The sequence below is a fragment of the Bradyrhizobium sp. genome (genome assembly GCF_022844465.1).
Lineage (GTDB): Bacteria > Pseudomonadota > Alphaproteobacteria > Rhizobiales > Xanthobacteraceae > Bradyrhizobium.
Genome location: NZ_JALHLP010000013.1, coordinates 86,089 through 107,779, shown reverse-complemented (window position 1 = coordinate 107,779; position 21,691 = coordinate 86,089). Strand labels below are relative to the sequence as shown.

Sequence of the window (21,691 nt, the reverse complement as noted above, 5' to 3'; positions counted from 1 at the left end):
GTGGTTACCTACCCGCCCTTCGGCCCGCCGCGGAATCCCATCGCCAGCACGTAGCGCTCGGAGGAGTCCTGCCGGCTGGAGGCCGGCTTGACGTGACGCACGCTGACGAAATCGCGCTTGAGCTGGCCGACCAGTTCGGCATCGGCGCCGCTCTGGAACGCCTTGGCGAGAAAGGTTCCGCCGGGATTGAGCACGTCGGCGGCGAAGGCAGCCGCGGTTTCGATCAGGCCGACGATCCGCAACTGGTCGGTCTTGCGGTGGCCGGTGGTGTTGGGCGCCATGTCGGACATCACGACGTCGGCGCGCCCGCCCATCATCGCGACCAGCCTGGCCGGCGCGTCCTCGGCCAGAAAATCCAGCTGCGCAAAATTGACGCCGGGGATCTCCGGCATCTCCAGGAGATCGATCGCCACCACCCTGCCCTTGCCGCCGACCGCGCCGACGCGCTTGGCCGCGACCTGGCTCCAGCCGCCGGGGGCGGCGCCGAGATCGACCACGGCGATGCCATGCTTGAGAAAGCGGTGCTTGTCGTCGATCTCGATCAGCTTGTAGGCCGCGCGCGAGCGATAGCCGTCGCGCTTGGCCTGCGCGACATAGGGATCGTTTAGCTGCCGCTCCAGCCAGAGCTTCGATGACAGCTTGCGCTTGCCGCCGCTCTTGACGGTGACGTGCAGCCGCCCGGTGGTGTCTTTCGCCATGTCGGTCCCTGTTGTCATTCCGGGATGGTCCGAAGGACCAGACCGGAATCTCGAGATTCCGGGTCTGCGCTTCGCGCATCCCGGAATGACGTTTATCTTATAATGACGTTTAGCTTATGCGGAGCGCGCCGTCCTCGCGCATCATCTCGACCAGCATGCCCTCGCGCAGGCCGCGATCGGCCACCCGCAGCCGCGGCAGCGGAAAGGCGTCGCGGATCGCGTCGAGAATGGCGCAGCCGGCCAGCACCAGATCGGCGCGCTCGACGCTGATACAGTTATTGTCGATGCGTTGCTGGTAGCTCATGCCGAGCAGCCGCTGGATGACGGCGGTGACGTCGGCATCGCTCATCCAGACGCCGTCGATCCGCCGACGGTCGTAGCGCGCCAGATTGAGATGAATGCCCGCGAGCGTCGTCACTGTCCCCGACGTGCCAAGCAGGTGCATGTCGTGCAAATCCGCGCCGTGCTCGGCCGCGAACGGCGCGACATGGCGCGCGACTTCGCCCACCATCCGCGCGTAGGATTCCGCCGTCACGTCCCGACCTCCGAAATGCTCGGCCACGGTGACGACGCCGAGCGGGATCGACATCCACGCCTTGATCACCGGCGCCGCGTTCCATTGAGCGGGATCGCGCACGATACGGACCAGTTCCGTCGAGCCGCCGCCGATGTCGAACAGGATCGCGCCCCGGCTTGCGGGATCAAGCAGCGGCGAGCAGCCGACGACCGCCAGCGTGGCCTCGGTCTCGCGATCGATCACCTCGAGCCGAATGCCGGTCTCGGCGGCGACCCGCTCAATGAAGCTGTCGGCGTTGGCGGCCGAGCGGCAGGCCTCGGTTGCGATCAGCCGCAGGCGCCTGGCCTTGCGATAGCGGATCTTGTCGCTGCAGATGCCGAGAGCGGCGATGGCACGCTCGATCGCGGCCTCGCTGATGCTGCCGGTCGCCGAAATGCCCTCGCCGAGCCGGATGATGCGCGAGAACGAGTCGAGCACGCGAAAGCCATCGCCGGCCGGGCTGGCGATCAGAAGCCGGCAATTATTGGTGCCCAGGTCGAGCGCGGCGTAGACACCGCTTCCAGCATCTGTCGCAGCCAACTCTGGCGGGCTCGCACGGGCCAGAAGAGCCTCGCCAAGCCGCGGATCCTCATTCATCGAATACTGTCTTTCCGCGGCCCCCCGAGCCGCCGAAGAAATAACCGTTCACGGAAACTTTAGCAGGGCCAAGGGGCCGCGCAACAACGCATCACATGGGACCATGCCCAATCAGGCGTTGTCGCGCGCAAGGCGGTGGGTTATCTCAACACTATCCCGCGAAAGCGCGAGAATCCAAGAACATAACAAGCATTTCAGGTGTTATCGATGCAAGGTCACACGTCGCCATCCTCATTGGACAACGCTATCGCACTGCAGAAGTACGGGGTCGGGCAGCCGGTACGCCGCAAGGAAGACGACACGCTGGTCCGCGGCAAGGGCAAATATACCGACGACTTCTCACTCCCGGGCCAAGCCTATTGCTGGATGGTGCGCTCCAGCCACGCCCACGGGATCATCCGGGGTATCGAAACGGCAGCCGCCAGGACAATGCCGGGGGTGCTCGGCGTCTGGACCGGAAAGGACCTCGAAGCCGCCGGCTACAACCCTTTCACCTGCGGCCTGCCGCTGAAGAGCCGGGACGGCTCGGCGCTGCTGCAAACCAACCGCCCGGCGCTTGCCATCGACAAGGTGCGCTTCGTCGGCGACCCCGTCGCCTTCGTGGTCGCGGAGACGCCGGCGCAGGCGCGCGACGCCGCCGAAGCGGTCTCGCCCGACATCGCGCCGCTGCCCGCCGTGACCGACGCCGCCGAGGCCACCAAGCCCGGCGCGCCGCAGCTCTATGACCACATCCCCAACAATATCGCGCTCGACTACCACTACGGCGACACCGCCAAAATCGACGCCGCGTTTGCCGCCGCCGCGCATGTGACCAGGCTCGATATCGTCAACACCCGTGTCGCCGTGGTGACGATGGAGCCGCGCGTGGCGCTGGCCGCCTACGACAAGACAAGCCAGCGCTTCACGCTGCAGGTGCCGACGCAGGGCGTGTCCGGCAACAAGGCGACGCTGGCGAAGATCCTCAACGTGCCGAACGACAAGGTTCGCATCCTGACCCCGAATGTCGGCGGCTCCTTCGGCATGAAGAACGTGAGCTATCCCGAATACACCTGCATCCTGCACGCGGCGAAGCTGCTGGGCCGGCCGGTGAAATGGACCGACGAGCGCTCGACCAGTTTCCTGTCCGACAGCCAGGGCCGCGGGCAGCTGATCCACGCCGAGCTGGCGCTCGACGCCGACGGCAAGTTCATCGCGGTCCGCCTGCAGGGTTACGGCAACCTCGGCGCCTACATCACCGGCGTGGCGCCGGGCCCGCTGTCGCTCAACACCGGCAAGAATCTCGCCAGCGTCTACCGCACGCCGCTGCTCGGCGTCGACATCAAGACGGTGCTCACCAACACCACGCTGATGGGCGCCTATCGCGGCGCCGGCCGGCCCGAGGCCAATTATTACATGGAGCGGCTGATCGACCGCGCCGCCGACGAGATGGGTATCAACCGGCTGACGCTGCGCAAGCGCAACTTCATCAAGCCGTCGCAACTGCCGTTCGCAGCCGCCAGCGGCGTCATCTATGACAGCGGCGATTTCGCCGGCGTCTTCAACAAGGCGCTGGAGATTTCCGATCACGCCAATTTCGCGAGGCGCAAGAAGGAAAGCAGAAAGAACGGCAAGCTGCGCGGCATCGCCGTCGGCTCCTACCTGGAGGTCACCGCGCCGCCGAGCGGCGAACTCGGCAAGATCACCTTCGAGCCGGACGGATCGGTGAAGTTGACCACCGGCACGCTCGACTACGGCCAGGGTCACGCCACGCCGTTCGCACAGGTGCTGTCGGCGCAGCTGGGCGTGCCGTTCGAGAAGATATTGCTGGAGCAGAACGACAGCGATCTGGTGCGTTTCGGCAACGGCACCGGCGGTTCGCGCTCGATCACGGCGACGGGCCAGGCGATCGTGGAAGCCGCCGCGCTGGTGATCGCGAAAGGAAAGCAGGCGGCCGCCCATCTTCTGGAAGCCTCCGAGGGCGACATCGAATTCGCAGGCGGCCGCTTCACCATCGCCGGCACCGACCGCGCCATCGGCATCATGGAGCTGGCGCAGCGGCTGCGCGAGGGCAAGTTGCCCGAGGGCGCGCCGGACACGCTCGACGTCGATCACGCCACCAAGGAGATCGCGTCGACCTTCCCCAATGGCTGCCATGTCGCGGAAGTCGAGATCGATCCCGAAACCGGCGTGGTGGCGATCGTGCGCTATTTCGCCGTCAATGATTTCGGCACCGTCGTCAATCCGATGATCGTCGCCGGCCAGTTGCATGGCGGCGTGGCGCAAGGCATCGGCCAGGCCTTGATGGAGGAGGTCAGCTACGATCCCAGCGGCCAGCCGATTACGGGATCTTTTATGGACTACGCGCTGCCGCGCGCGGAGGACATTCCGCCGATGGAAGTGAGCGACCACCCCTCGCCGGCCAAATCCAATCCGCTGGGCACCAAGGGCTGCGGCGAAGCCGGCTGCGCCGGCAGTCTCGTCTGCGTCGTCAACGCCGTGATCGATGCGCTGTCCGACCACGGGATCAAGCAGATCGACATGCCGCTGACGCCGGAGCGGGTATGGCGGGCGATCCAGGGCGCGAAGGCGAAACAGGCAGCGTAGCCCGGTCAAGCCTACCACATCCACAATTGTCGTCGCCCGGCTTGACCGGGCGATCCAGTATCCCAGAGACGTTAGCGATAGAATCGAGAGGCCGCGGCGTACTGGATTCCCCGCTTTCGCGGGGAATGACGGGTAATGAGATTGGCGTGGCGATGCGCCGTTTCGCGCCCTACGCCGCCGCCTGCTCCCTCGGCTGGTAGATCGCGACGTGGTGGCAATGCGCCAGCGGCGTCTTGCCGTTGGCAATGACGAGTGCGTCGAGCTCGACGAAACGGTGGCCTTTCCTGTCGTAATTGCCGACCACTTTGGCGCGCGCGGTCAATTCATCGCCGATGCGCCCGGCGGACAGCAGCTGCATCCGGGTGCCGACATGAATCCACGGACCCATGATGGCGTTGTCGACCAGCACCTTGTTCATCACCCGCGGCAACAGGCCGGGGTGGCCGAGCCCTTCCCGGGCATAGATCGGCTCAGTCTCGCGAATATCTTCCAGATATTCCTTGGCCGCATCGGCCGCCCCGCTGCGCGGCACCGCGCCTAGCCATCTGCCGAGGGCATAGGACGTCGCATCCACCGGCTTTCGCTCGGCTGCCGCCGCAACATCGACAAAATCGGAAAGGGAAAACGATGGCGCGGAAGCCGGCAGCGATGCCGTGCCGGTCGCGCAAAGGCCTCCCCGGCTCACGACCTGGATCGCGAGCACGCCGTTGCTCTCTTCGCCGGTGACATCGACCAGTTCGCCGTCATAGACCGGCTTGACGAAGCGCGCCTCGATCAGGCCGCGCTCAAGGAAGGGACGGCCCCATTTCGCCACCGGCAGGTGCATCATGTAGGCCATCACGTCGACGCCGGGCACCAGTCCGCCGACAAAGCCATAACGCTTCGCCACGGTGTCATCGTGCATCTTGTTTTCGGAATGCTTCGACGTGTTGTAGGCCGAGACCCGATAGGGCTCGATGCGGCATGTCATGCCCGTTTCCTCTGGTTTCCTGTTCTTTCCGGCCGTTATCGTACGCGAAGAAAGTGACGTGGCAAGCGTGTTCCGGCAGCTGTTTTCCTCGCATTTTTGCGCCCGGTAGAGTACCACGCGCGGATGACAAAACGTCACCGAAACCAATCCGATTGACGGACCTGAAGTGCCTGAATTGAATAGCCCCCGCATCTATGTCGATGCCGACGCCTGCCCGGTAAAGGACGAGATCTATCGGGTCGCGATCCGGCACGGCCTGCCGGTCAGTGTGGTCGCGGGCAATTTCATTCGCGTGCCGGAGGATCCGCTGATCGAGCGCATCGCCGCCGGTTCGGGCATGGACGCCGCCGACGACTGGATCGCGGAGCGCGCGGGCAAAGGCGATATCGTCATTACCTCGGACATCCCGCTCGCCAGCCGCTGCGTCAAGGCCGGCGCCGAGGTGATCGCACCGAACGGCAAGCCGTTCACCGAACAATCGATCGGCATGACGCTCGCGGTGCGCAACCTGATGACCGACCTGCGCTCGTCCGGCGAGGTGACCGGCGGCCCGAAATCCTTTGCGCCGCGCGACCGCTCGGCCTTCCTGTCGGCACTCGACCAGACGATCCGCCGCATCCAGCGCCAGCCGGCGCAGCAGCCCGCGCCAAACCAGGACTGACCGATGGCGCCACCGCTGATCCAGTTGAAGGATATCCGGCTGACCTTTGGCGGCACGCCGCTGTTGTCGGGCGTCGAACTCACGGTGTCGGCGGGCGAGCGGGTGTGCCTGATCGGCCGCAACGGCTCCGGCAAGTCGACGCTGCTCAAGATCGCCGCCGGCCTGGTCGAGCCCGACGGCGGCAGCCGCTTCGTGCAGCCCGGCGCCACGATCCGCTATCTGCCGCAGGAGCCTGATTTCGGCGGCCACAAGACGACGCTGGCCTATGTCGAGGCAGGTCTCGGCCCCGGCGACGATCATTACCAGGCGCGCTATCTGGTGGAACAACTCGGCCTCTCCGGCAACGAAGACCCTGCCCATGTTTCCGGCGGCGAGGCCCGCCGCGCGGCGCTGGCGCGGGTGCTGGCGCCCTCGCCCGACATCCTGCTGCTGGACGAGCCGACCAACCATCTCGACCTCACCACCATTGAGTGGCTGGAGAGCGAACTGGAAAGCCGACGCTGCGCGCTTGTGATCATCAGCCACGACCGCCGCTTCCTCTCCAATCTCTCGCGCGCCACCGCATGGCTTGACCGCGGCCAGATCCGGCAGATCGACCGCGGCTTCTCGGCGTTCGAGGCCTGGCGCGACGAGGTGCTGGCGGAAGAGGAGCGCGACCAGCACAAGCTTGACCGCAAAATCGTCAATGAAGAGCACTGGCTGCGCTACGGCGTCTCCGGCCGCCGCAAGCGCAACGTCAAGCGGCTCGGCAACCTGCACGCGCTGCGCGACCAGCGCCGCGATTACCGCGGCGCAACCGGCAACGCCAATCTCGCCGCCGCCGAATCCGACAAATCCGGCAAGCTCGTGATCGAGGCCAAGCACATCAGCAAGGCCTATGGCGAGCGCAAAATCGTCGATGACTTCTCGATCCGGGTCCAGCGCGGCGACCGGATCGGCATCGTCGGCCCCAACGGCGCCGGCAAGACCACGCTGATCGAGATGCTGACCGGCGGCAGCGCGCCGGACAGCGGCACGGTCCGGCTCGGCGCCAACATCGAGATGGCGACGCTGGACCAGCACCGCGAAAGCCTCGACCCGAAATCGACGCTGGCGGAAGCCCTGACCGGCGGCCGTGGCGACCACGTCATGGTCGGCGGCAAGCCGAAGCATGTGGTCAGCTACATGAAGGATTTTCTGTTCGCGCAGGAACAGATGCGCACGCCGCTGGAGGTGCTATCCGGCGGCGAGCGCGGCCGGCTGATGCTGGCCCGCGCGCTGGCGAAGCCGTCGAACCTGCTCGTCCTGGACGAGCCGACCAACGACCTCGACCTCGAAACCCTCGACGTGCTGGAGGAAATGCTTGGCGACTACGAGGGCACCGTGATCCTGATCAGCCATGACCGCGACTTCCTCGACCGCGTGGTCACCTCCGTGATCGCGCCCGAGGGCGACGGCCGCTGGATCGAATATGCCGGCGGCTACAGCGACATGCTTTCGCAGCGCGGCGAAGACCTGAGGCGCGATGCCGCGAAGGCCGCGGGGGCCGATCCGAAGAAGGAAACCAGGGCTGGCGCGCCCTCGGCGACGTCGAAGCGCCGGCTTAACTTCAACGAAAAGCACGCGCTGGAAACGCTGCCGAAGACGATCGCCCGATTGCAGGCGGAAATCGCCAAGCAGCAACGATTCCTTGACGATCCCAACCTGTTCCAGAAGGATCGCAAGCGGTTCGACCAGGCCTCCGATGCGCTGACCAAAGCGCAGAAGGAGCTGACGGAAGCCGAGGACAAATGGCTGGAGCTCGAAGTGCTGCGCGAAGAGATTGAACAGGCCTAGAGCGTATGCTTCCTTTCTTCATTGCGAGCGAAGCAAAGCAATCCATAGCTCGGCAAGTTGAGGCATGGATTGCTTCGCTTCGCTCGCAATGACGGGAACCACGCATGGAGTCGATCCGATGACCACGCCCCTCGCCGCCAAGATCGCCCGCGAATACGGCACGCCCTGCGCCGTGATCGACATGGACCGGGTCGAGCGCAACATCGCCCGCATCCAGGCCGCCTGCGACGCGGCCGGCGTCGCCAACCGCCCGCATATCAAGACCCACAAGAGTCCCCTGCTGGCGCAGATGCAGATCGCGGCGGGCGCCAAGGGCGTCACCTGCCAGAAACTTGGCGAGGCCGAAGTGATGGCGGACGCCGGGATCGACAACATCCTGATCAGCTACAATTTGCTCGGCGAGGAGAAGATGGCCAGGCTCGCCGCGCTGCAGGCCAAGGCCCACATGACGGTCGCCGCCGACAATTCGACCGTGATCTCATGCCTGCCGCAGGCCGCGAGCGTGTCCGGCCGCCCGCTTTCGGTCGTGGTCGAATGCGACACCGGGCGCAAGCGCGCCGGCGTCGAAACGCCGGCCGAGGCGATTGCGCTGGCGCGGGAGATCGCGGCATCGGAGGGGCTGACATTCGCCGGCTTCATGCTGTACCCGACCGAGAGCGGCTGGGCCGAGGCCCAGAAGTTTTTCGACGAGGCGCTGGCCGGCGTGCGCGCCAGCGGGCTTGATGCGGCGATGGTTTCCACCGGCGGCTCGCCGAACATGAAGAATGTCGGCAAGCTCAAGGGTGCGACCGAGCATCGGCCCGGCACCTATATCTACAACGACCGCATGCAGGTCGCCGCCGGCGTCGCCGGCTGGGACGATTGCGCGCTCAACATCTATGCCACCGTGGTCAGCCGTGCCGGCCCGGACCGCGGCATTCTCGATGCCGGCTCCAAGACACTGACCTCCGATCCCGGCGGGGGCCTCGATGGCTACGGGCTGATCCTGGAACACCCCGAGGCCAGGATCGCCCGCTTCGCCGAAGAGCACGGTTTTCTCGACCTCACCCGCAGCAACACCCGGCCCGATGTCGGCGATGTCGTGCGGATCGTGCCCAATCATGTTTGCGTCGTCGTCAACATGATGGACGAGGTGGTGATGGTGCGCGGCGAGGAGATCGTCGGGGTGTTGCCGGTGGCGGCGCGGGGCAAGTTGCGCTGACACCGTCGAGAGGCAACGCTAAAACGCGCACAGCTGGATTGCTGATGACGCTCCCTGCGCAACCTTGTTGGGCCTTGAACCGGCTGGCTTGAACCCGCATGATCGGACCCAAGGGCGCCGTTTCCAGAGCGCCCTGTGTTGGGAGGATACGGATGAAAGCATTCACATTGTGTGCGGCGATAACGCTTGCGTTTTCCGCCGCCGCCTACGCGCAGGCGCCGACCTGGACCGTTCCGACGGAAAGCCAGCGTTGTCCGTCGAAATGGGGCGCCGCCGACGAGCGCGGCTCGGTCAATCACCAGAAGCCCGCGGCGGTGACGAACGCCGCCAAGCTGATCAAGACCGGCGAGGTGATCGAGCTCGCGCATGTGCTTGGTCCCAGCATGGCGTTCTTCGGAACCCGGCGGTTCGACGTCCATACCAAGCGCACGTTCATGAACCAGTTCTCCAACATGCGCGGCTCGAACGAAGAGGTCGTCATCACCGAACTCGGGCAGGTCGGCACGCAGTTCGACGGCTTTGCGCACCAGACTCACCTCAACAGCTGGTACAATTGCCAGAAGGTCGACGAGAACGTCGATCGCACCGGCTTCAAGAAGTTCGGTATCCACAATGTAGGCACGCTGTTCACGCGCGGGGTCCTGATCGACGTCGCGGGCTTCAAGGGCGTGGGGATGCTGGGCGACAATTACGAGATCACCGTGGAAGACCTAGAGGGTGCGCTGAAGAAGCAAAACCTCACGCTGCAGCCCGGCGACGCCGTGCTGATCCACACCGGCTGGGGCAAGCTCTACGGCAAGGACAACCCGCGCTACGTCAAGTCCTGCCCGGGCATCGGCGTTCCGGCCGCGCTCTGGCTTGCCGCGAAAGACCCGATGCTGCTCGGCGCCGACAACTGGCCGGTCGAAGTCTCGCCAAACCCCGACAAGCAATTGTCGCTTCCGGTGCACCAGGTCGCACTCGTGGTGAACGGAATCCACCTGCTGGAGAATCTCAAGCTCGATGAGCTCGCGCAAAAAGGTGTCGGAGAATTCGCCTTCGTGATGCAGCCGCTCAAGATCCAGGGCGGCTCGGGCTCCACGGTGTCGCCGGTTGCGGTGAGATAGCGGCGGTAGGCAAGCCCTGACGCTTCGCGTCGACGCACGCCGCAGCGTGACGTCCGCTCCGTAGGTGGAGCGGGCGCCACCTGGTGGAGCGCCCGGGCTATCGCTCAAGCCACTTCAACGACCCCCGGCCCGCCGCGGCACCGGTCGCGAACGATGCCTGCAGGAGATAACCGCCGGTTGGCGCTTCCCAATCCAGCATTTCGCCCGCCGCAAACACACCGGGCAAGCGGCGGAGCATGAAGTCGCCGTCGAGTTCGCTGAACGATATTCCTCCGGCGGTCGAGATCGCGCGGGCGATCGGGGCCGTGCCGGTGAGCTCGATCGGGATGGCGTTGATCAGGTGGGCGAGATCGGCCGGCGGCAGCGACGCCAGCGACACGCCGGATGTTCGGGCGGCCTCCTGCAACAGGCCGATGGCGAGCGGTGACAGATTGACCGCCTTGCGCAGGAAGTTGGAGAGGGATTGTTTGCCCCTTGGTACCGATACCTTCGCGATCAAGTCTTTCATGTCGAGATCGGGCCGTAGCGCAACCTGCGGGGTTGCCCGCCCCGACTGGTCGATGGCCTCGCGCAACTCGGCCGATAGCGCGTAGATGGCGCCGCCCTCGACGCCGGCGCGGGTCACGATTAACTCGCCGCGTCCGCTTTGACCGGCGAATGTCAACGCGACGCCCTTGAGCGGCTGGCCTTCGAACCGTTCCCGGAAGATATCCGACCAGACGACGGTAAAGCCGCAATTGGCCGGCCGGAGCCGCGATATCTTCACGCCCCGGGCTTCAAGCGTTTCCGTCCATGCGCCGTCGGAGCCCAGCCGCGGCCAGCTCGCGCCGCCGAGCGCCAGCACGGTCGCCCGCGTCTCGACCGCGCGCGGTCCATCCGGTGTCTGGAAGCGCAGCCGGCCCTGCTCGTCCCAGCCGACCCAGCGGTGACGCAGCGCCAGCTTGACGCCCACCGCCTCCAGCCGCCGCAGCCACGCCCGCAGCAGCGGCGACGCCTTGAACGTATGCGGGAACACCCGGCCGCTGGAGCCGACGAAGGTTGGCTGCCCGAGCGCCTCGCTCCAGTCGCGCAACGCCTGCGGCGGGAGTGCTTCGATGGCGGCGGCCAGATGCGGCGTCGCCTCGCGGTAACGCGCAAGGAACGGCGGCAGCGGCTCGCTATGGGTGAGGTTAAGCCCGCCGCGGCCGGCGATCAGGAACTTGCGCCCCGCCGACGGCATCGCGTCATGGACGGTGACCTCCGCGCCGCCTTGGGCGAGCACTTCGGCGGCCATCAGCCCGGCGGGGCCGGCGCCGATGACGGCAATTTTTTTGGAGATTAGCGACATGATGCCAATGTGGCCCGGTTTCGCTGACCGTGGGAGAGGACGTCATTCCGGGATGGTGCGTTAGCACCAGACCCGGAATCTCGAGATTCCGGGTTCGATGCTTCGCATCGCCCCGGAATGACGGCGAACGCTACAGCTTGATCCCCGCCCTGGCCGCGGCCTGCGCGACGTACTTCTGGGTCTGCTCGAACGCACCCTGCAACGCCTTGGCCGTGGAGACGTCGCTGATCTCGGCAAAATGGGCGGCGACGGCATCGGGGGTCCAGTCCGACTGCGGCAGGTTGACGCCCTCGGTCTCGATGATCCTGATCACGGCGAATGAGCCAGCGCCGGCGCCCATGATGGTGCGGGTTGGCGCGTCCTCGCTGAGCAGGAATTCCACCGCCGGCGTGATCGCCTCGGGACGCATCAGGGCCAGCGCCTGCGGTGACAGCAGTTCCTCGGTCATCCGGGTCGCAGCCGTCGGCGAGATCGTATTGACGCGGATGTTGTTCTTGCGGCCCTCCTCGGCCAGCACGTTCATCAGGCCGACCATGCCGGCCTTGGCGGCCCCGTAATTGGCCTGGCCGAAATTGCCGAACAGGCCGGACGACGAGGTGGTGACGACGATGCGGCCATAGTTGCGCTCGCGCATGCCGGCCCACACTGCCTTGCAGCAGAGGAAAGTGCCGGTGAGGTGGACGTCGAGCACCTTGGCCCAGTCCGCGACCTCCATCTTGGCAAAGGACTTGTCGCGCAGGATGCCGGCGTTGGCGCACAGGAGATCGACGCTGCCCCATTCCTTTGTGGCGCGCTCGACCATGGCGGTGACCTGCTCGAAGTTCGACACGTCGGCGCCGTCGGCCATCGCCGTGCCGCCGGCTTTGCGGATTTCCTCGACCACGGCCTCGGCGGGACTCAGCGAGCCGCCGGTGCCGTCGCGCGCGCCGCCGAAATCATTGACCACCACCCTGGCGCCGCGGCGGGCCAGCCCCAGCGCATGCGCCCGTCCAAGACCATTGCCCGCGCCGGTGACGATGGCGACGCGTCCGTCAAACCTGATTGCCATGAGTGGAATTCCCGGAAGTTAATGGAAGGCGGTTCTATTCCCTTCTCCCCTTGTGGGAGAAGGTGGCGCGGACGAAGTCCGTGCCGGATGAGGGGTTCTCTCCAAAGACGAATTCGCGGAGAGAACTCACCCGTCTCGCCGCTGCTTCGCGCCGTCGATCCACCCTCTCACAAGGGGAGAGGGTGCAAGCGCCCGGCCGTTGCCAGCTTTTGAACAAGGATGGCTGGTCGGGTCAAGCCCGGCCATGACGGAAACGCCTAATCGAAATAGATCAGCCCGATCCAGTCGGCGACCAGCGCAGGCTTGTCCTCGCCCTCGATCTCGACGGTGACGCTGGTGCGCGATTGCAGCTCCTTCGGCTTGCGCAGTTTCGCCTCCATCAGCGTGAAGCGGCCGCGCACGCGCGAGCCGGCGCGCACCGGAGAGAGGAATCGCAGCTTGTCGAAGCCGTAATTGACGCCCATCGCGGTGCCCGAAATGACAGGCATCACCTCATAGGACATGATGCTCATCAACGACATCGTCAGAAAGCCGTGCGCGATGGTATTGCCGAACGCGGTTTCCTTTTTCGCCCGCTCGGGATCGACATGGATGAACTGGTGGTCCTCGATCACGTCGGCATAGACGTTGATCCGGTTCTGGTCGATCAGATGCCACGAGGACACGCCGACCTCCTTGCCGACCATCGCCTGATAGGCCTCGAACGACACCGGCGGCTTCTTCCAGACTTCATTCATTCCCTAGTTCTCCATCCCGGCGGTCCGCACTTTTTGCAGCTCCGGGAACTCTTCCTCGCGAAATTCCGTTCCGCGCAGGGCGTCCGCACGGTTGTTGTCATGCTCGAGACGGCGCAACTGCACGCGGCGGATCTTGCCGGAAATCGTCTTTGGCAGTTCCGTCACCAGTTCGATCCTGCGGATGCGCTTGAACGGCGCCAGCCGCGTGTGCAGGTGCTTGAAGATCGACAGCGCGGTTTCAGGCGAGCGTTCGACGCCGGCGACCAGCAGCACATAGGCCTTGGGAATCGCAAGCCTGATCGGATCGGGGCTCGGCACCACGGCGGCTTCGGCGACCGCCTCATGCTCCAGCAGCACGCTTTCCAGCTCAAACGGGCTGATGCGATAGTCGGACGATTTAAAGACGTCGTCGGAGCGGCCGACAAAAGTCAGGTAGCCATCCTCATCGGCGAACACCACGTCGCCGCTGCGATAGAGGTCGCCATCCGCGCCGGAGAGCTTGCCGTCCTCGCCCTGGTAGCCCTGCATCAGGCCGGGGGGGCGATCGGCGCCGAGTACCAGTGTCACCTCGCCCTCCCTGGTGACGTGGCCGTCATTGTCGGTGATCTGAACGCGATATCCCGGCAATGGGCGGCCCATCGAGCCGATCTTGACCCTCTGGCCCGGCGAGTTGCCGGCAAGCGCAGTGGTTTCGGTCTGGCCGTAGCCGTCGCGGATGGTCAGGCCCCACGCCGCCTTGACCTGATCGATGACTTCCGGGTTCAGCGGCTCGCCGGCGCCGCACACCTCGCGCAGGCTGACCTTGAAATCGGCGAGCTTCTCCTGGATGAACAGCCGCCACACCGTCGGCGGCGCGCACAGCGTGGTGACGCCGCAGCGCCCGATGGTCGCGAGCAGCGCCTTGGCGTCGAAGCGCGGCTGGTTGACCACGAACACGGTGGCCCCTGCATTCCACGGCGCGAACAGGCAGCTCCAGGCATGCTTGGCCCATCCCGGCGACGAGATATTGAGGTGCACGTCGCCCGGCTGCAGCCCGAGCCAGAACATCGTCGATAACGCGCCGACCGGATAGCTGCGCTGGCTGTGCCGCACCAGTTTTGGCTTGGCGGTCGTGCCGGAGGTGAAATAGAGCAGCATCGGATCGTCGGCGTTGGTCGGCCCGTCCGGCGCGAACGTTTCGGAGCTGTTGGCGGCTTCCTCGAACGGCAACCAGCCGTCGTGCTTTGACGAGGCCCCGACCACGATCCGCACCAGGCTGTCGGCGCCGAGCGCGGCGAATTTTCCGACCTGGTCCTGCGAGGCCACCACCGCCCGGGCTCGGCCGCGATCGAGCCGGTCGCGCAGTTCGTCCGGCGTGAGCAGCGTGGTCGCCGGGATCACCACCACGCCGAGCTTCATCGCCGCCAGCATGGTCTCCCACAGCGGCGCCACATTGCCGAGCAGCAGCAACAAATGATCGCCGCGCTTCAGGCCCTGCGCGCGCAGGAAGTTCGCCACCTGGTTGGAGCGGCGCGAGAGCGTCGCAAAGGAGAGTTTGGTATCCTTGTCGCCGGGATCGACGATCCACAGCGCCGCGCGGTCGCGGCTGTCGGGACTGCCGGCGAGTTCGGCATCGAACCAGTCGAGCGCCCAGTTGAACGGGACCGGGTCCGGCCAGCGGAATCCCTTCACGGCCGCGTCGTAATCGGTGCGGTGCTCAAGCAGAAAAGCCCGCGCTTGCTGGAAGGTCGTCATCGGCTCTCCGTTTATTTCCCGGCGAGGCTCCGAACGTGCTGCATAATTCCGGAAAAATCCACCCCGCCATGGCCGGCGGCGTCGAACGCCCGGTAGATTTCCTGCGCGTGCTTGCCGAGCGGCGTCGCAGCACCGGCGGCGTTGGCGGCGTCCTGCGCCAGCGTCAGGTCCTTCACCATCAGCGCCGCGGCAAATCCCGGCCTGTAACCGTTATTCGCAGGAGAGGTCGGCACCGGGCCCGGCACCGGGCAATAGGACGTCATCGCCCAGCATTGCCCCGAGGAGGTCGAGGCGACATCGAACAACGCCTGATGCGACAGGCCGAGCTTTTCGGCGAGCGCGAAGCCTTCGCAGACCGCGATCATGGAGACGGCGAGGATCATGTTGTTGCAGATCTTGGCCGCCTGCCCCGCGCCAACGCCGCCGCAATGCACGATCTTCTTGCCCATGTTCTCCAGCACGGGTTTTGCGGCCGCAAACGCCTTAGCCTCGCCGCCGCACATGAAGGTCAGCGTCGCGCCCTTGGCGCCGCCGGTTCCGCCGGACACCGGCGCATCGACCGAGAGCATGCCGTGCCGGGCGGCCAGCGCATGGGCCTGCTTGGCGCTTTCGACGTCGATGGTCGAGCAGTCGATGATCAGCGCGCCTCGGCTCATCGCCGGGATCACCTCGTTCCAGACCGACAGCACGTGCTTGCCGGCGGGCAGCATGGTGACGATGATTTCAGCGCCCTTGACCGCCGCGACCGAGCTTTCGGCAATCGCAGCGCCGTCGGCTTTGGCCTGGTCGCGCAAGGCCGCCACCAGATCGAACGCCGTCACCTTGTGGCCGGCCTTGACCAGATTGGCCGCCATCGGCCCGCCCATGTTGCCGAGGCCAATGAATGCGATATGTGCCATTTCGAACTCTCCCGCGTGAATCTTTTCTGTCTTGATCAGTCGAACTTCAATTCGTCGGCGCCGATCTCGGCGAAGTATGGCTCGACCATGGCCGGCGTCACGTCCTCGACTCGCGGCGGCGACCACCGCGGATTACGGTCCTTGTCGATCACGGCGGCACGCACGCCCTCGCGGAAATCATCGCTGGCGAACACCTCCAGCGCGGCGCGATATTCCCGCACCAGACATTGCTCCAGCGAGTTCGACGCCCGCGCCAGCCGCAGCAGCTTCAGCGTCACCACCATGCCCCGCGGCGACTTCTCATTCAGCGTCCTCAGCGTCGCCAGCGCAAGTTCAGAACCGTCGCGCTGCAACGCCGCGACGATCTCCTCCATCCGGTCATGCGCGAACCAGCGATCGATGCCCGGCTGCATCGCCGCCACCGGGCCTGCGGTTTCGCCAGTGGCAAGGCCCGCGATCAGGGATTTGACCGCCGCCGAGGCGGTCCCGGCGCGAACCCTCGTGAGCGCCTCACGCAGCGCCGGCAGCTTCTCCGACGGCACCACCGCGTCGGCAAAGCCGGCATGGACCGCGTCCGGGCCGTTCATGGTATGCCCGGTCAATCCGAAATACGTGCCGATCTCCCCCGGGGCGCGCGACAACAGCCAGGTGCCGCCGACGTCGGGAAAGAAGCCGAGGCCCACTTCCGGCATCGCGAGCTTCGTCTTTTCGGTCACGACGCGATGGCTGGCATGGGCCGACAGCCCAACGCCGCCGCCCATCACGATGCCGTCCATGAAGGCGACATAGGGTTTCGGGAATTTCTTGATCCGGGCGTTGAGGATGTATTCCTCGCGCCAAAGGATCTTGCCGAGATCGCCCTTGACCCTGGAGCTCTCCCAAAGCGCGCGGATGTCGCCGCCGGCGCAAAGGCCGCGCTCGCCCGCGCCTTCGAGCAGGATCACGGCTATGGCCGGATCGGCTTCAAACGCGTCGAGCGCCTTGTCGATGTCGCGAAACATCTCCAGCGTGACCGCATTGATGGCCTTCGGCCGGTTGAGCCGGATCACGCCGGCGGCGCCTTCGCGCCGCGCGATCAGGTCGCCTTCGGTTGGCGTGGATGCCGCGGCCGCCGTCATCGCGCGCCCTCGATCAGCTTGCGCGACACGATCAGCCGCATGATCTCGTTGGTGCCTTCCAGGATCTGGTGCACCCGCAGGTCGCGCACGATCTTCTCGATGCCGTATTCGCTGAGATAGCCGTAGCCGCCATGCAGCTGCAGCGCCTGGTTGGCGACCTCGAAACCGACGTCGGTGCCGAATCGCTTGGCCATCGCGCACAGCATGGTGGCGTCGGGGTCCTTGCGGTCGAGGGCGGCGGCGGCGCGCCAGACGAAAGTCCGCGCCGCCTCCAGTTCGGTCGCCATGTCGGCGAGGCGAAACTGCAGCGCCTGGAATTCATCGAGGCGCTTGCCGAAAGCTTTGCGCTCCTTCATGTAGGCCAGCGACTTTTCCAGCGCGCTTTGCGCGCCGCCGAGCGAACACGCCGCGATATTGATGCGGCCGCCATCGAGCCCGGCCATCGCGATCTTGAAGCCGATGCCTTCCTCGCCGAGCCGGTTCTCGACCGGGACGCGGGCGTTCTCGAAGATCACCGCGCGCGTGGGCTGCGCGTTCCAGCCCATCTTGCGCTCGTTGGCGCCGAACGAGAGCCCTGGCGTGTCGGCCGGAATCACCAGCGTCGAGATCCCGCCGGCGCCGTCGGCCCCGGTCCGCACCATCACGACATAGAGATCGCTGCCGCCGGCACCGGAAATGAACTGCTTCTGACCGTTGAGAACATAGTGATCGCCCTCGCGAACCGCGCGGGTGCGCAGCGCGGCGGCGTCGGAGCCGGAGCCCGGCTCGGTCAGGCAATAGCTCGCCAGCAACTCCATGGTGCAAAGCTTCGGCAACCACTTTCGCCGCTGGGTGTCATTGCCGTAGGCGTCGATCATCCATGACGCCATGTTGTGGATCGAGATGAAGGCCGACACCGTCGGGCAGCCCTGCGCCAGCGCCTCGAAGATCAGCGCCGCGTCGAACCGCGTCATCCCCGATCCGCCGACGTCGTCGCGGATATAGATGCCGCCGATGCCGAGCCTGGCGGCCTCCCGCATCACTTCCACCGGGAAATGCTTGTCCTCGTCCCAGCGCAGCGCATGCGGTGCGATCTTCTCCGCGGCGAATCCCCGCGCCATGTCGCGAACCGCAAGCTGGTCCTCGTTGAGGGCGAAATGCATTCTGGGCTGCTCTTTCCTCGTCATTGCGAGAGGCGAAGTGACGAAGCAATCATGCTGCCGTTTCGCGGCAGCTTCGACTGCTTCGCTACGCTCGCAATGACGGCCTGGGCTATTCGGTCAATTCATCGTCGGGATCGAGAACTCCGCGCCCTCCTTGACGCCGGACGGCCAGCGAGAGGTGATGGTCTTGGTCTTGGTGTAGAAGCGGATCGAATCCGGGCCATGCTGGTTGAGATCGCCGAAGCCGGACTTCTTCCAGCCGCCAAAGGTGTAATAGGCGATCGGCACCGGGATCGGCACGTTGATGCCGACCATGCCGACATTGACCCTGGCGGCGAAATCGCGCGCGGCGTCGCCATCGCGGGTGAAGATCGCGACCCCGTTGCCGTAGTCATGGTCCGACGGCAGCGCCAACGCCTCGGCGTAGTCCTTGGCGCGCACCACCGAGAGCACCGGGCCGAAGATCTCTTCCTTGTAGATCCGCATATCCCTGGTGACGTTGTCGAACAGGCAACCGCCCATGTAGAAGCCGTTCTCATAACCCTGCATCTTGAAGCCGCGGCCGTCGACGGCGAGCGTAGCGCCCTCCTTGATGCCGATATCGACATAGTTTCTGACGCGATCGAGCGCCTCCCGCGTCACCAACGGTCCGTAGTCGGCGGAGGGATCGATCGAGGTGCCGATCTTCAGGGACTCGACGCGCGGGATCAGCTTTTCCATCAGCCGGTCGGCGGTGGTCTTGCCGACGGGCACCGCGACCGAAATCGCCATGCAGCGCTCGCCGGCCGAGCCGTAGCCTGCGCCGATCAAGGCATCGACGGTCTGGTCCATGTCGGCGTCGGGCATGACGATGGCGTGGTTCTTGGCGCCGCCAAAACACTGGCAGCGCTTGCCGGTGGCCGCCGCACGCTCGTAGATATATTGCGCGATCGGCGAGGAACCGACGAAACCGACCGCCTTGATATCGGGATCGTCGAGAATGGCATCGACCGCTTCCTTGTCACCATTGACAACGTTCAGGATACCGGGCGGCAGCCCGGCCTCGATCATCAGCGCCGCCAGCATCATCGGCACGCCGGGGTCGCGCTCAGAGGGCTTCAGGATGAAGGCATTGCCGCAGGCGATCGCGGGCGCGAATTTCCACATCGGGATCATCGCCGGAAAATTGAACGGCGTGATGCCCGCGACCACGCCCAGCGGCTGGCGCATCGAATAGATGTCGATGCCGGGGCCCGCACCCTCGGTGTACTCGCCCTTCATCAGATGCGGCACCCCGCAGGCGAACTCGACGACCTCGAGGCCGCGCTGGATATCGCCCTTGGCGTCGGGAACGGTCTTGCCATGCTCACGGGCCAGCATGTCGGCGAGCTTGTCGTAGTCGCGCTGCGCCAGTTCGAGGAACTTCATCAGGACCCGCGCCCGGCGCTGCGGGTTGGTGTTGGCCCACTCGACCTGCGCGACCTTGGCGTTCTCGACGGCGGCGCGAACCTCGGCCTTGGAGGCCAGCGCCACCTTGGCCTGGACGTCCCCGGTCATCGGCTCGAAAACGTCGGCCGTCCGTCCCGAGGCGCCCTTGACCTCCTTGCCGCCGATGAAATGTCCGATTGAGCGCATGGATAACCTCCCTGGGAGCCCGGCAGGCGCCTCGGTTCCGATCGAACCGGGCGCCGGACTTGTTCATAAGCGTCCTCGTCGCGCGAACCAACCTCGCTCGAAACCGCGAAGGGTCCGCTTTGGAGTGCTTTCTTGCCTGGCATTTTCGAAGAAACAAGTCCGATAAATCGCACCATAGATGCGCGGAAATGCCGGATCAAGCCGCCCGAACCATCGATGGCGCGCGCTTCGACGAAACCCGCCAGCGCGAGCGACGCGCCAGGTGGCAGGAACAGTGCCACGCCCGCACGGCCGTGAGTTCAGTGCGGCTTTGGCCGCTGCTTCCGCAAAGTGGGCCTGCCCCCCCGCCCCAGAGCGGCCTCGCGTCCGGCGGACAGAATTTCGTCGGACAGTTCGCCCGTGCCGGCGATCCGCGACAACACCAGCGTCCCTATCATGGCCGTCAAGGCCGCGGTGGCCTGCTTGCGGGCAGCGGGCCGAGGAACGCCGTGCAACTGATCGGCCATCATGTCGATCATCTGTTCAAGCTTGGCCGCAAACGCCTTGCGCATTTTCGGGCTCTCACGAGCGATTTCGGCGCCGAGCGCCGGCACCGCGCAACCATGACCGGGATCGTCGCGGTGGACCGGCGTCAGGTAGCTTTCGACGATGGCTGCAAACCGCTTATCGGGCGGTGTCGCCGCGGCGACCTTGCGCCAGCGCTCGCTTGAGCGGTCCATCGCATAGGCGAGAGCCTCGATTACCAGCGCCTCGCGCGAAGCGAAATGCGCGTAGAAGCCGCCATGGGTCAGGCCCGCCTCCTTCATCAGGTCGGCGACGCCGATGCCATGCGCGCCCTTTTCGCGAAGCCGCACCGAGGCCCTCTTCACAATTCGCGCGTGAGTCTCCTGCTTGTGCTCTTTCGAATAGCGCATCGCGGCGTCCTATAAGATGTCTGCGGTCATATAATAGCAGCGACGTTCGGCAAAAGCTGCATCTATTTCGTCTTCACCCTGTCGGCCCACCGAGCAATCGCCGTCGCGTGCGCCGCAAGATTGCCCTCCCTTGACAAGCCGGCGCAATATCCTTGGAAGTGGAGCGGACCGCCAGAACGGATCCGGGAAAACAACATGGAAATGCTCAATTCCCATTGCGGGGTCGACCGCGACGGCCGGGGCGTCGCTCGGCTGACGATCTGCAATGCCGGCTCGCTCAACATCCTTTCCTCCGCCGTCACCGACGGCGTCCGCGAAGGGTTCGAACACCTCGCCGGCGACAAGGATATCCGAGCCGTGATCCTGGTCGGGCAGAGCGAGAAAAGCATGATCGGCGGCGCCGACATCAAGGAGATGGCGGGTCTCGACCAGAAATCTGCGGAAGCTTTCATCACGCGGCTGCGCGACCTCTGCGAAGCCGTGCGCAGGTTTCCCGCACCTGTTATCGCGCGACTGCCGGGCTGGTGCCTCGGCGGCGGCCTTGAAGTCGCCGCCGCCTGCGATTTCCGGATCGCCGCCCACGACGCCCGGTTCGGCATGCCGGAAGTACGGGTCGGGATTCCCTCGGTGATCCACGCCGCCCTGCTGCCGCGGCTGATCGGCTGGGGCCGCGCCCGCTGGCTGGTCATGACGGCCGAGAACATCGACGCGCCGACCGCGCTTGGCTGGGGCCTGGTCGATATGGTCGCCAGGCCAGGCGGTCTTGACGCCGCGATCGAGCACACCGTAAGCGCCCTGCTCGAATGCGGCCCCGAAGCGCTGCGCGCGCAGAAGGCGCTGCTGCGCCAGTGGGAAGAACTGCCGCTGACGGAATCCGTCAATTTGAGCATCGGCGTGTTCGGACAATCCTTCCTGACCGGCGAGCCGCAGCGGCTGATGCAGGGCTTTCTCGATCGCAAGAGATAAACGGA

At 65.6% G+C, this 21,691-nt stretch carries 18 protein-coding genes; 6 read left to right on the top strand and 12 right to left on the bottom strand.

The window, feature by feature from the left end; all coding sequences use genetic code 11:
* Positions 1-8 precede the first annotated feature (8 nt).
* Positions 9-698: an RlmE family RNA methyltransferase gene (locus Q0D31_RS18265; protein WP_291854072.1), complete on the bottom strand. Its 690-nt coding sequence runs from the start codon at positions 696-698 to the stop codon at positions 9-11.
* 109 nt (positions 699-807) lie between these two features.
* Positions 808-1,851, bottom strand: coding sequence for a Ppx/GppA phosphatase family protein (locus Q0D31_RS18260; RefSeq protein ID WP_291854070.1), 1,044 nt, complete (start codon positions 1,849-1,851; stop codon positions 808-810).
* Between the two features lie 207 nt (positions 1,852-2,058).
* Here Q0D31_RS18260 and Q0D31_RS18255 point away from each other — a divergent pair, with 207 nt between their 5' ends.
* Positions 2,059-4,434, top strand: coding sequence for a xanthine dehydrogenase family protein molybdopterin-binding subunit (locus tag Q0D31_RS18255; protein WP_291854068.1), 2,376 nt, complete (start codon positions 2,059-2,061; stop codon positions 4,432-4,434).
* Between the two features lie 169 nt (positions 4,435-4,603).
* Here the strand turns inward: Q0D31_RS18255 and Q0D31_RS18250 are convergent, their stop codons facing one another.
* On the bottom strand, positions 4,604-5,404 hold the full coding sequence (locus tag Q0D31_RS18250; protein WP_291854066.1) for a hypothetical protein: 801 nt from the start codon (positions 5,402-5,404) through the stop codon (positions 4,604-4,606).
* Positions 5,405-5,570: 166 nt separating this feature from the next.
* Here Q0D31_RS18250 and Q0D31_RS18245 point away from each other — a divergent pair, with 166 nt between their 5' ends.
* The 4 genes from Q0D31_RS18245 (at position 5,571) to Q0D31_RS18230 (ending at position 10,187) form a co-directional block, all read left to right on the top strand.
* On the top strand, positions 5,571-6,065 hold the full coding sequence (locus tag Q0D31_RS18245; protein ID WP_291854064.1) for a YaiI/YqxD family protein: 495 nt from the start codon (positions 5,571-5,573) through the stop codon (positions 6,063-6,065).
* 3 nt (positions 6,066-6,068) lie between these two features.
* Positions 6,069-7,880, top strand: coding sequence for an ATP-binding cassette domain-containing protein (locus tag Q0D31_RS18240; protein WP_291854062.1), 1,812 nt, complete (start codon positions 6,069-6,071; stop codon positions 7,878-7,880).
* A gap of 118 nt (positions 7,881-7,998) precedes the next feature.
* Positions 7,999-9,081, top strand: coding sequence for a D-TA family PLP-dependent enzyme (locus tag Q0D31_RS18235; RefSeq protein WP_291854060.1), 1,083 nt, complete (start codon positions 7,999-8,001; stop codon positions 9,079-9,081).
* A 152-nt stretch (positions 9,082-9,233) separates the two neighbouring features.
* Entirely contained in the window at positions 9,234-10,187 is a 954-nt protein-coding gene (locus tag Q0D31_RS18230) for a cyclase family protein (RefSeq protein WP_291854058.1), read from the top strand.
* Between the two features lie 97 nt (positions 10,188-10,284).
* On the opposite strand, the gene Q0D31_RS18225 is transcribed toward Q0D31_RS18230, so the two are convergent.
* From Q0D31_RS18225 to Q0D31_RS18185, 9 genes are all read right to left on the bottom strand, one after another.
* Positions 10,285-11,514 carry a TIGR03862 family flavoprotein gene (locus Q0D31_RS18225; protein WP_291854055.1) on the bottom strand — a complete coding sequence of 410 codons (1,230 nt, stop codon included), beginning with the start codon at positions 11,512-11,514 and terminating at the stop codon, positions 10,285-10,287.
* Between the two features lie 130 nt (positions 11,515-11,644).
* The gene (locus Q0D31_RS18220) at positions 11,645-12,562 is read right to left on the bottom strand and encodes an SDR family NAD(P)-dependent oxidoreductase (RefSeq protein ID WP_291854053.1); all 918 of its coding nucleotides are present in this window, start codon (positions 12,560-12,562) and stop codon (positions 11,645-11,647) included.
* Positions 12,563-12,819: 257 nt separating this feature from the next.
* Positions 12,820-13,299 (bottom strand): MaoC family dehydratase, encoded by a 480-nt coding sequence (locus tag Q0D31_RS18215; protein WP_291854051.1) that lies wholly within the window; start codon positions 13,297-13,299, stop codon positions 12,820-12,822.
* A 3-nt stretch (positions 13,300-13,302) separates the two neighbouring features.
* Positions 13,303-15,033, bottom strand: a complete 1,731-nt coding sequence (locus Q0D31_RS18210; RefSeq protein WP_291854049.1) for an AMP-binding protein — start codon at positions 15,031-15,033, stop codon at positions 13,303-13,305.
* 11 nt (positions 15,034-15,044) lie between these two features.
* The gene (gene mmsB / locus Q0D31_RS18205) at positions 15,045-15,932 is read right to left on the bottom strand and encodes a 3-hydroxyisobutyrate dehydrogenase (protein ID WP_291854047.1); all 888 of its coding nucleotides are present in this window, start codon (positions 15,930-15,932) and stop codon (positions 15,045-15,047) included.
* 35 nt (positions 15,933-15,967) lie between these two features.
* Positions 15,968-17,050 carry an enoyl-CoA hydratase/isomerase family protein gene (locus tag Q0D31_RS18200; RefSeq protein ID WP_291854045.1) on the bottom strand — a complete coding sequence of 361 codons (1,083 nt, stop codon included), beginning with the start codon at positions 17,048-17,050 and terminating at the stop codon, positions 15,968-15,970.
* Positions 17,047-18,192: an isobutyryl-CoA dehydrogenase gene (locus Q0D31_RS18195; RefSeq protein ID WP_291854043.1), complete on the bottom strand. Its 1,146-nt coding sequence runs from the start codon at positions 18,190-18,192 to the stop codon at positions 17,047-17,049. Before Q0D31_RS18195 ends, Q0D31_RS18200 begins: the two co-directional genes overlap by 4 nt.
* A 117-nt stretch (positions 18,193-18,309) precedes the next feature.
* On the bottom strand, positions 18,310-19,806 hold the full coding sequence (locus Q0D31_RS18190; RefSeq protein ID WP_291854041.1) for a CoA-acylating methylmalonate-semialdehyde dehydrogenase: 1,497 nt from the start codon (positions 19,804-19,806) through the stop codon (positions 18,310-18,312).
* Between the two features lie 299 nt (positions 19,807-20,105).
* Complete coding sequence (locus Q0D31_RS18185) at positions 20,106-20,720, bottom strand: TetR/AcrR family transcriptional regulator (RefSeq protein WP_291854039.1); 615 nt, start codon at positions 20,718-20,720, stop codon at positions 20,106-20,108.
* A 195-nt stretch (positions 20,721-20,915) separates the two neighbouring features.
* On the opposite strand from Q0D31_RS18185, the gene Q0D31_RS18180 reads away from it, so the two are divergent.
* A complete protein-coding gene (locus Q0D31_RS18180) occupies positions 20,916-21,686 on the top strand; it encodes an enoyl-CoA hydratase (protein WP_291854037.1) in 771 nt (256 codons plus the stop codon).
* Positions 21,687-21,691 lie beyond the last annotated feature (5 nt).

What these genes read in the sequence shown, in the direction of transcription:
- Q0D31_RS18200 (WP_291854045.1), bottom strand. Translation starts at nt 17,050, where the DNA reads ATGACGGCGGCCGCGGCATCCACGCCAACCGAAGGCGACCTGATCGCG.
- Q0D31_RS18235 (WP_291854060.1), top strand. Translation starts at nt 7,999, where the DNA reads ATGACCACGCCCCTCGCCGCCAAGATCGCCCGCGAATACGGCACGCCC.
- Q0D31_RS18265 (WP_291854072.1), bottom strand. Translation starts at nt 698, where the DNA reads ATGGCGAAAGACACCACCGGGCGGCTGCACGTCACCGTCAAGAGCGGC.
- Q0D31_RS18180 (WP_291854037.1), top strand. Translation starts at nt 20,916, where the DNA reads ATGGAAATGCTCAATTCCCATTGCGGGGTCGACCGCGACGGCCGGGGC.
- Q0D31_RS18255 (WP_291854068.1), top strand. Translation starts at nt 2,059, where the DNA reads ATGCAAGGTCACACGTCGCCATCCTCATTGGACAACGCTATCGCACTG.
- Q0D31_RS18220 (WP_291854053.1), bottom strand. Translation starts at nt 12,562, where the DNA reads ATGGCAATCAGGTTTGACGGACGCGTCGCCATCGTCACCGGCGCGGGC.
- Q0D31_RS18240 (WP_291854062.1), top strand. Translation starts at nt 6,069, where the DNA reads ATGGCGCCACCGCTGATCCAGTTGAAGGATATCCGGCTGACCTTTGGC.
- Q0D31_RS18225 (WP_291854055.1), bottom strand. Translation starts at nt 11,514, where the DNA reads ATGTCGCTAATCTCCAAAAAAATTGCCGTCATCGGCGCCGGCCCCGCC.
- Q0D31_RS18260 (WP_291854070.1), bottom strand. Translation starts at nt 1,851, where the DNA reads ATGAATGAGGATCCGCGGCTTGGCGAGGCTCTTCTGGCCCGTGCGAGC.
- Q0D31_RS18230 (WP_291854058.1), top strand. Translation starts at nt 9,234, where the DNA reads ATGAAAGCATTCACATTGTGTGCGGCGATAACGCTTGCGTTTTCCGCC.
- Q0D31_RS18190 (WP_291854041.1), bottom strand. Translation starts at nt 19,806, where the DNA reads ATGCGCTCAATCGGACATTTCATCGGCGGCAAGGAGGTCAAGGGCGCC.
- mmsB (WP_291854047.1), bottom strand. Translation starts at nt 15,932, where the DNA reads ATGGCACATATCGCATTCATTGGCCTCGGCAACATGGGCGGGCCGATG.
- Q0D31_RS18215 (WP_291854051.1), bottom strand. Translation starts at nt 13,299, where the DNA reads ATGAATGAAGTCTGGAAGAAGCCGCCGGTGTCGTTCGAGGCCTATCAG.
- Q0D31_RS18185 (WP_291854039.1), bottom strand. Translation starts at nt 20,720, where the DNA reads ATGCGCTATTCGAAAGAGCACAAGCAGGAGACTCACGCGCGAATTGTG.
- Q0D31_RS18250 (WP_291854066.1), bottom strand. Translation starts at nt 5,404, where the DNA reads ATGACATGCCGCATCGAGCCCTATCGGGTCTCGGCCTACAACACGTCG.
- Q0D31_RS18210 (WP_291854049.1), bottom strand. Translation starts at nt 15,033, where the DNA reads ATGACGACCTTCCAGCAAGCGCGGGCTTTTCTGCTTGAGCACCGCACC.
- Q0D31_RS18195 (WP_291854043.1), bottom strand. Translation starts at nt 18,192, where the DNA reads ATGCATTTCGCCCTCAACGAGGACCAGCTTGCGGTTCGCGACATGGCG.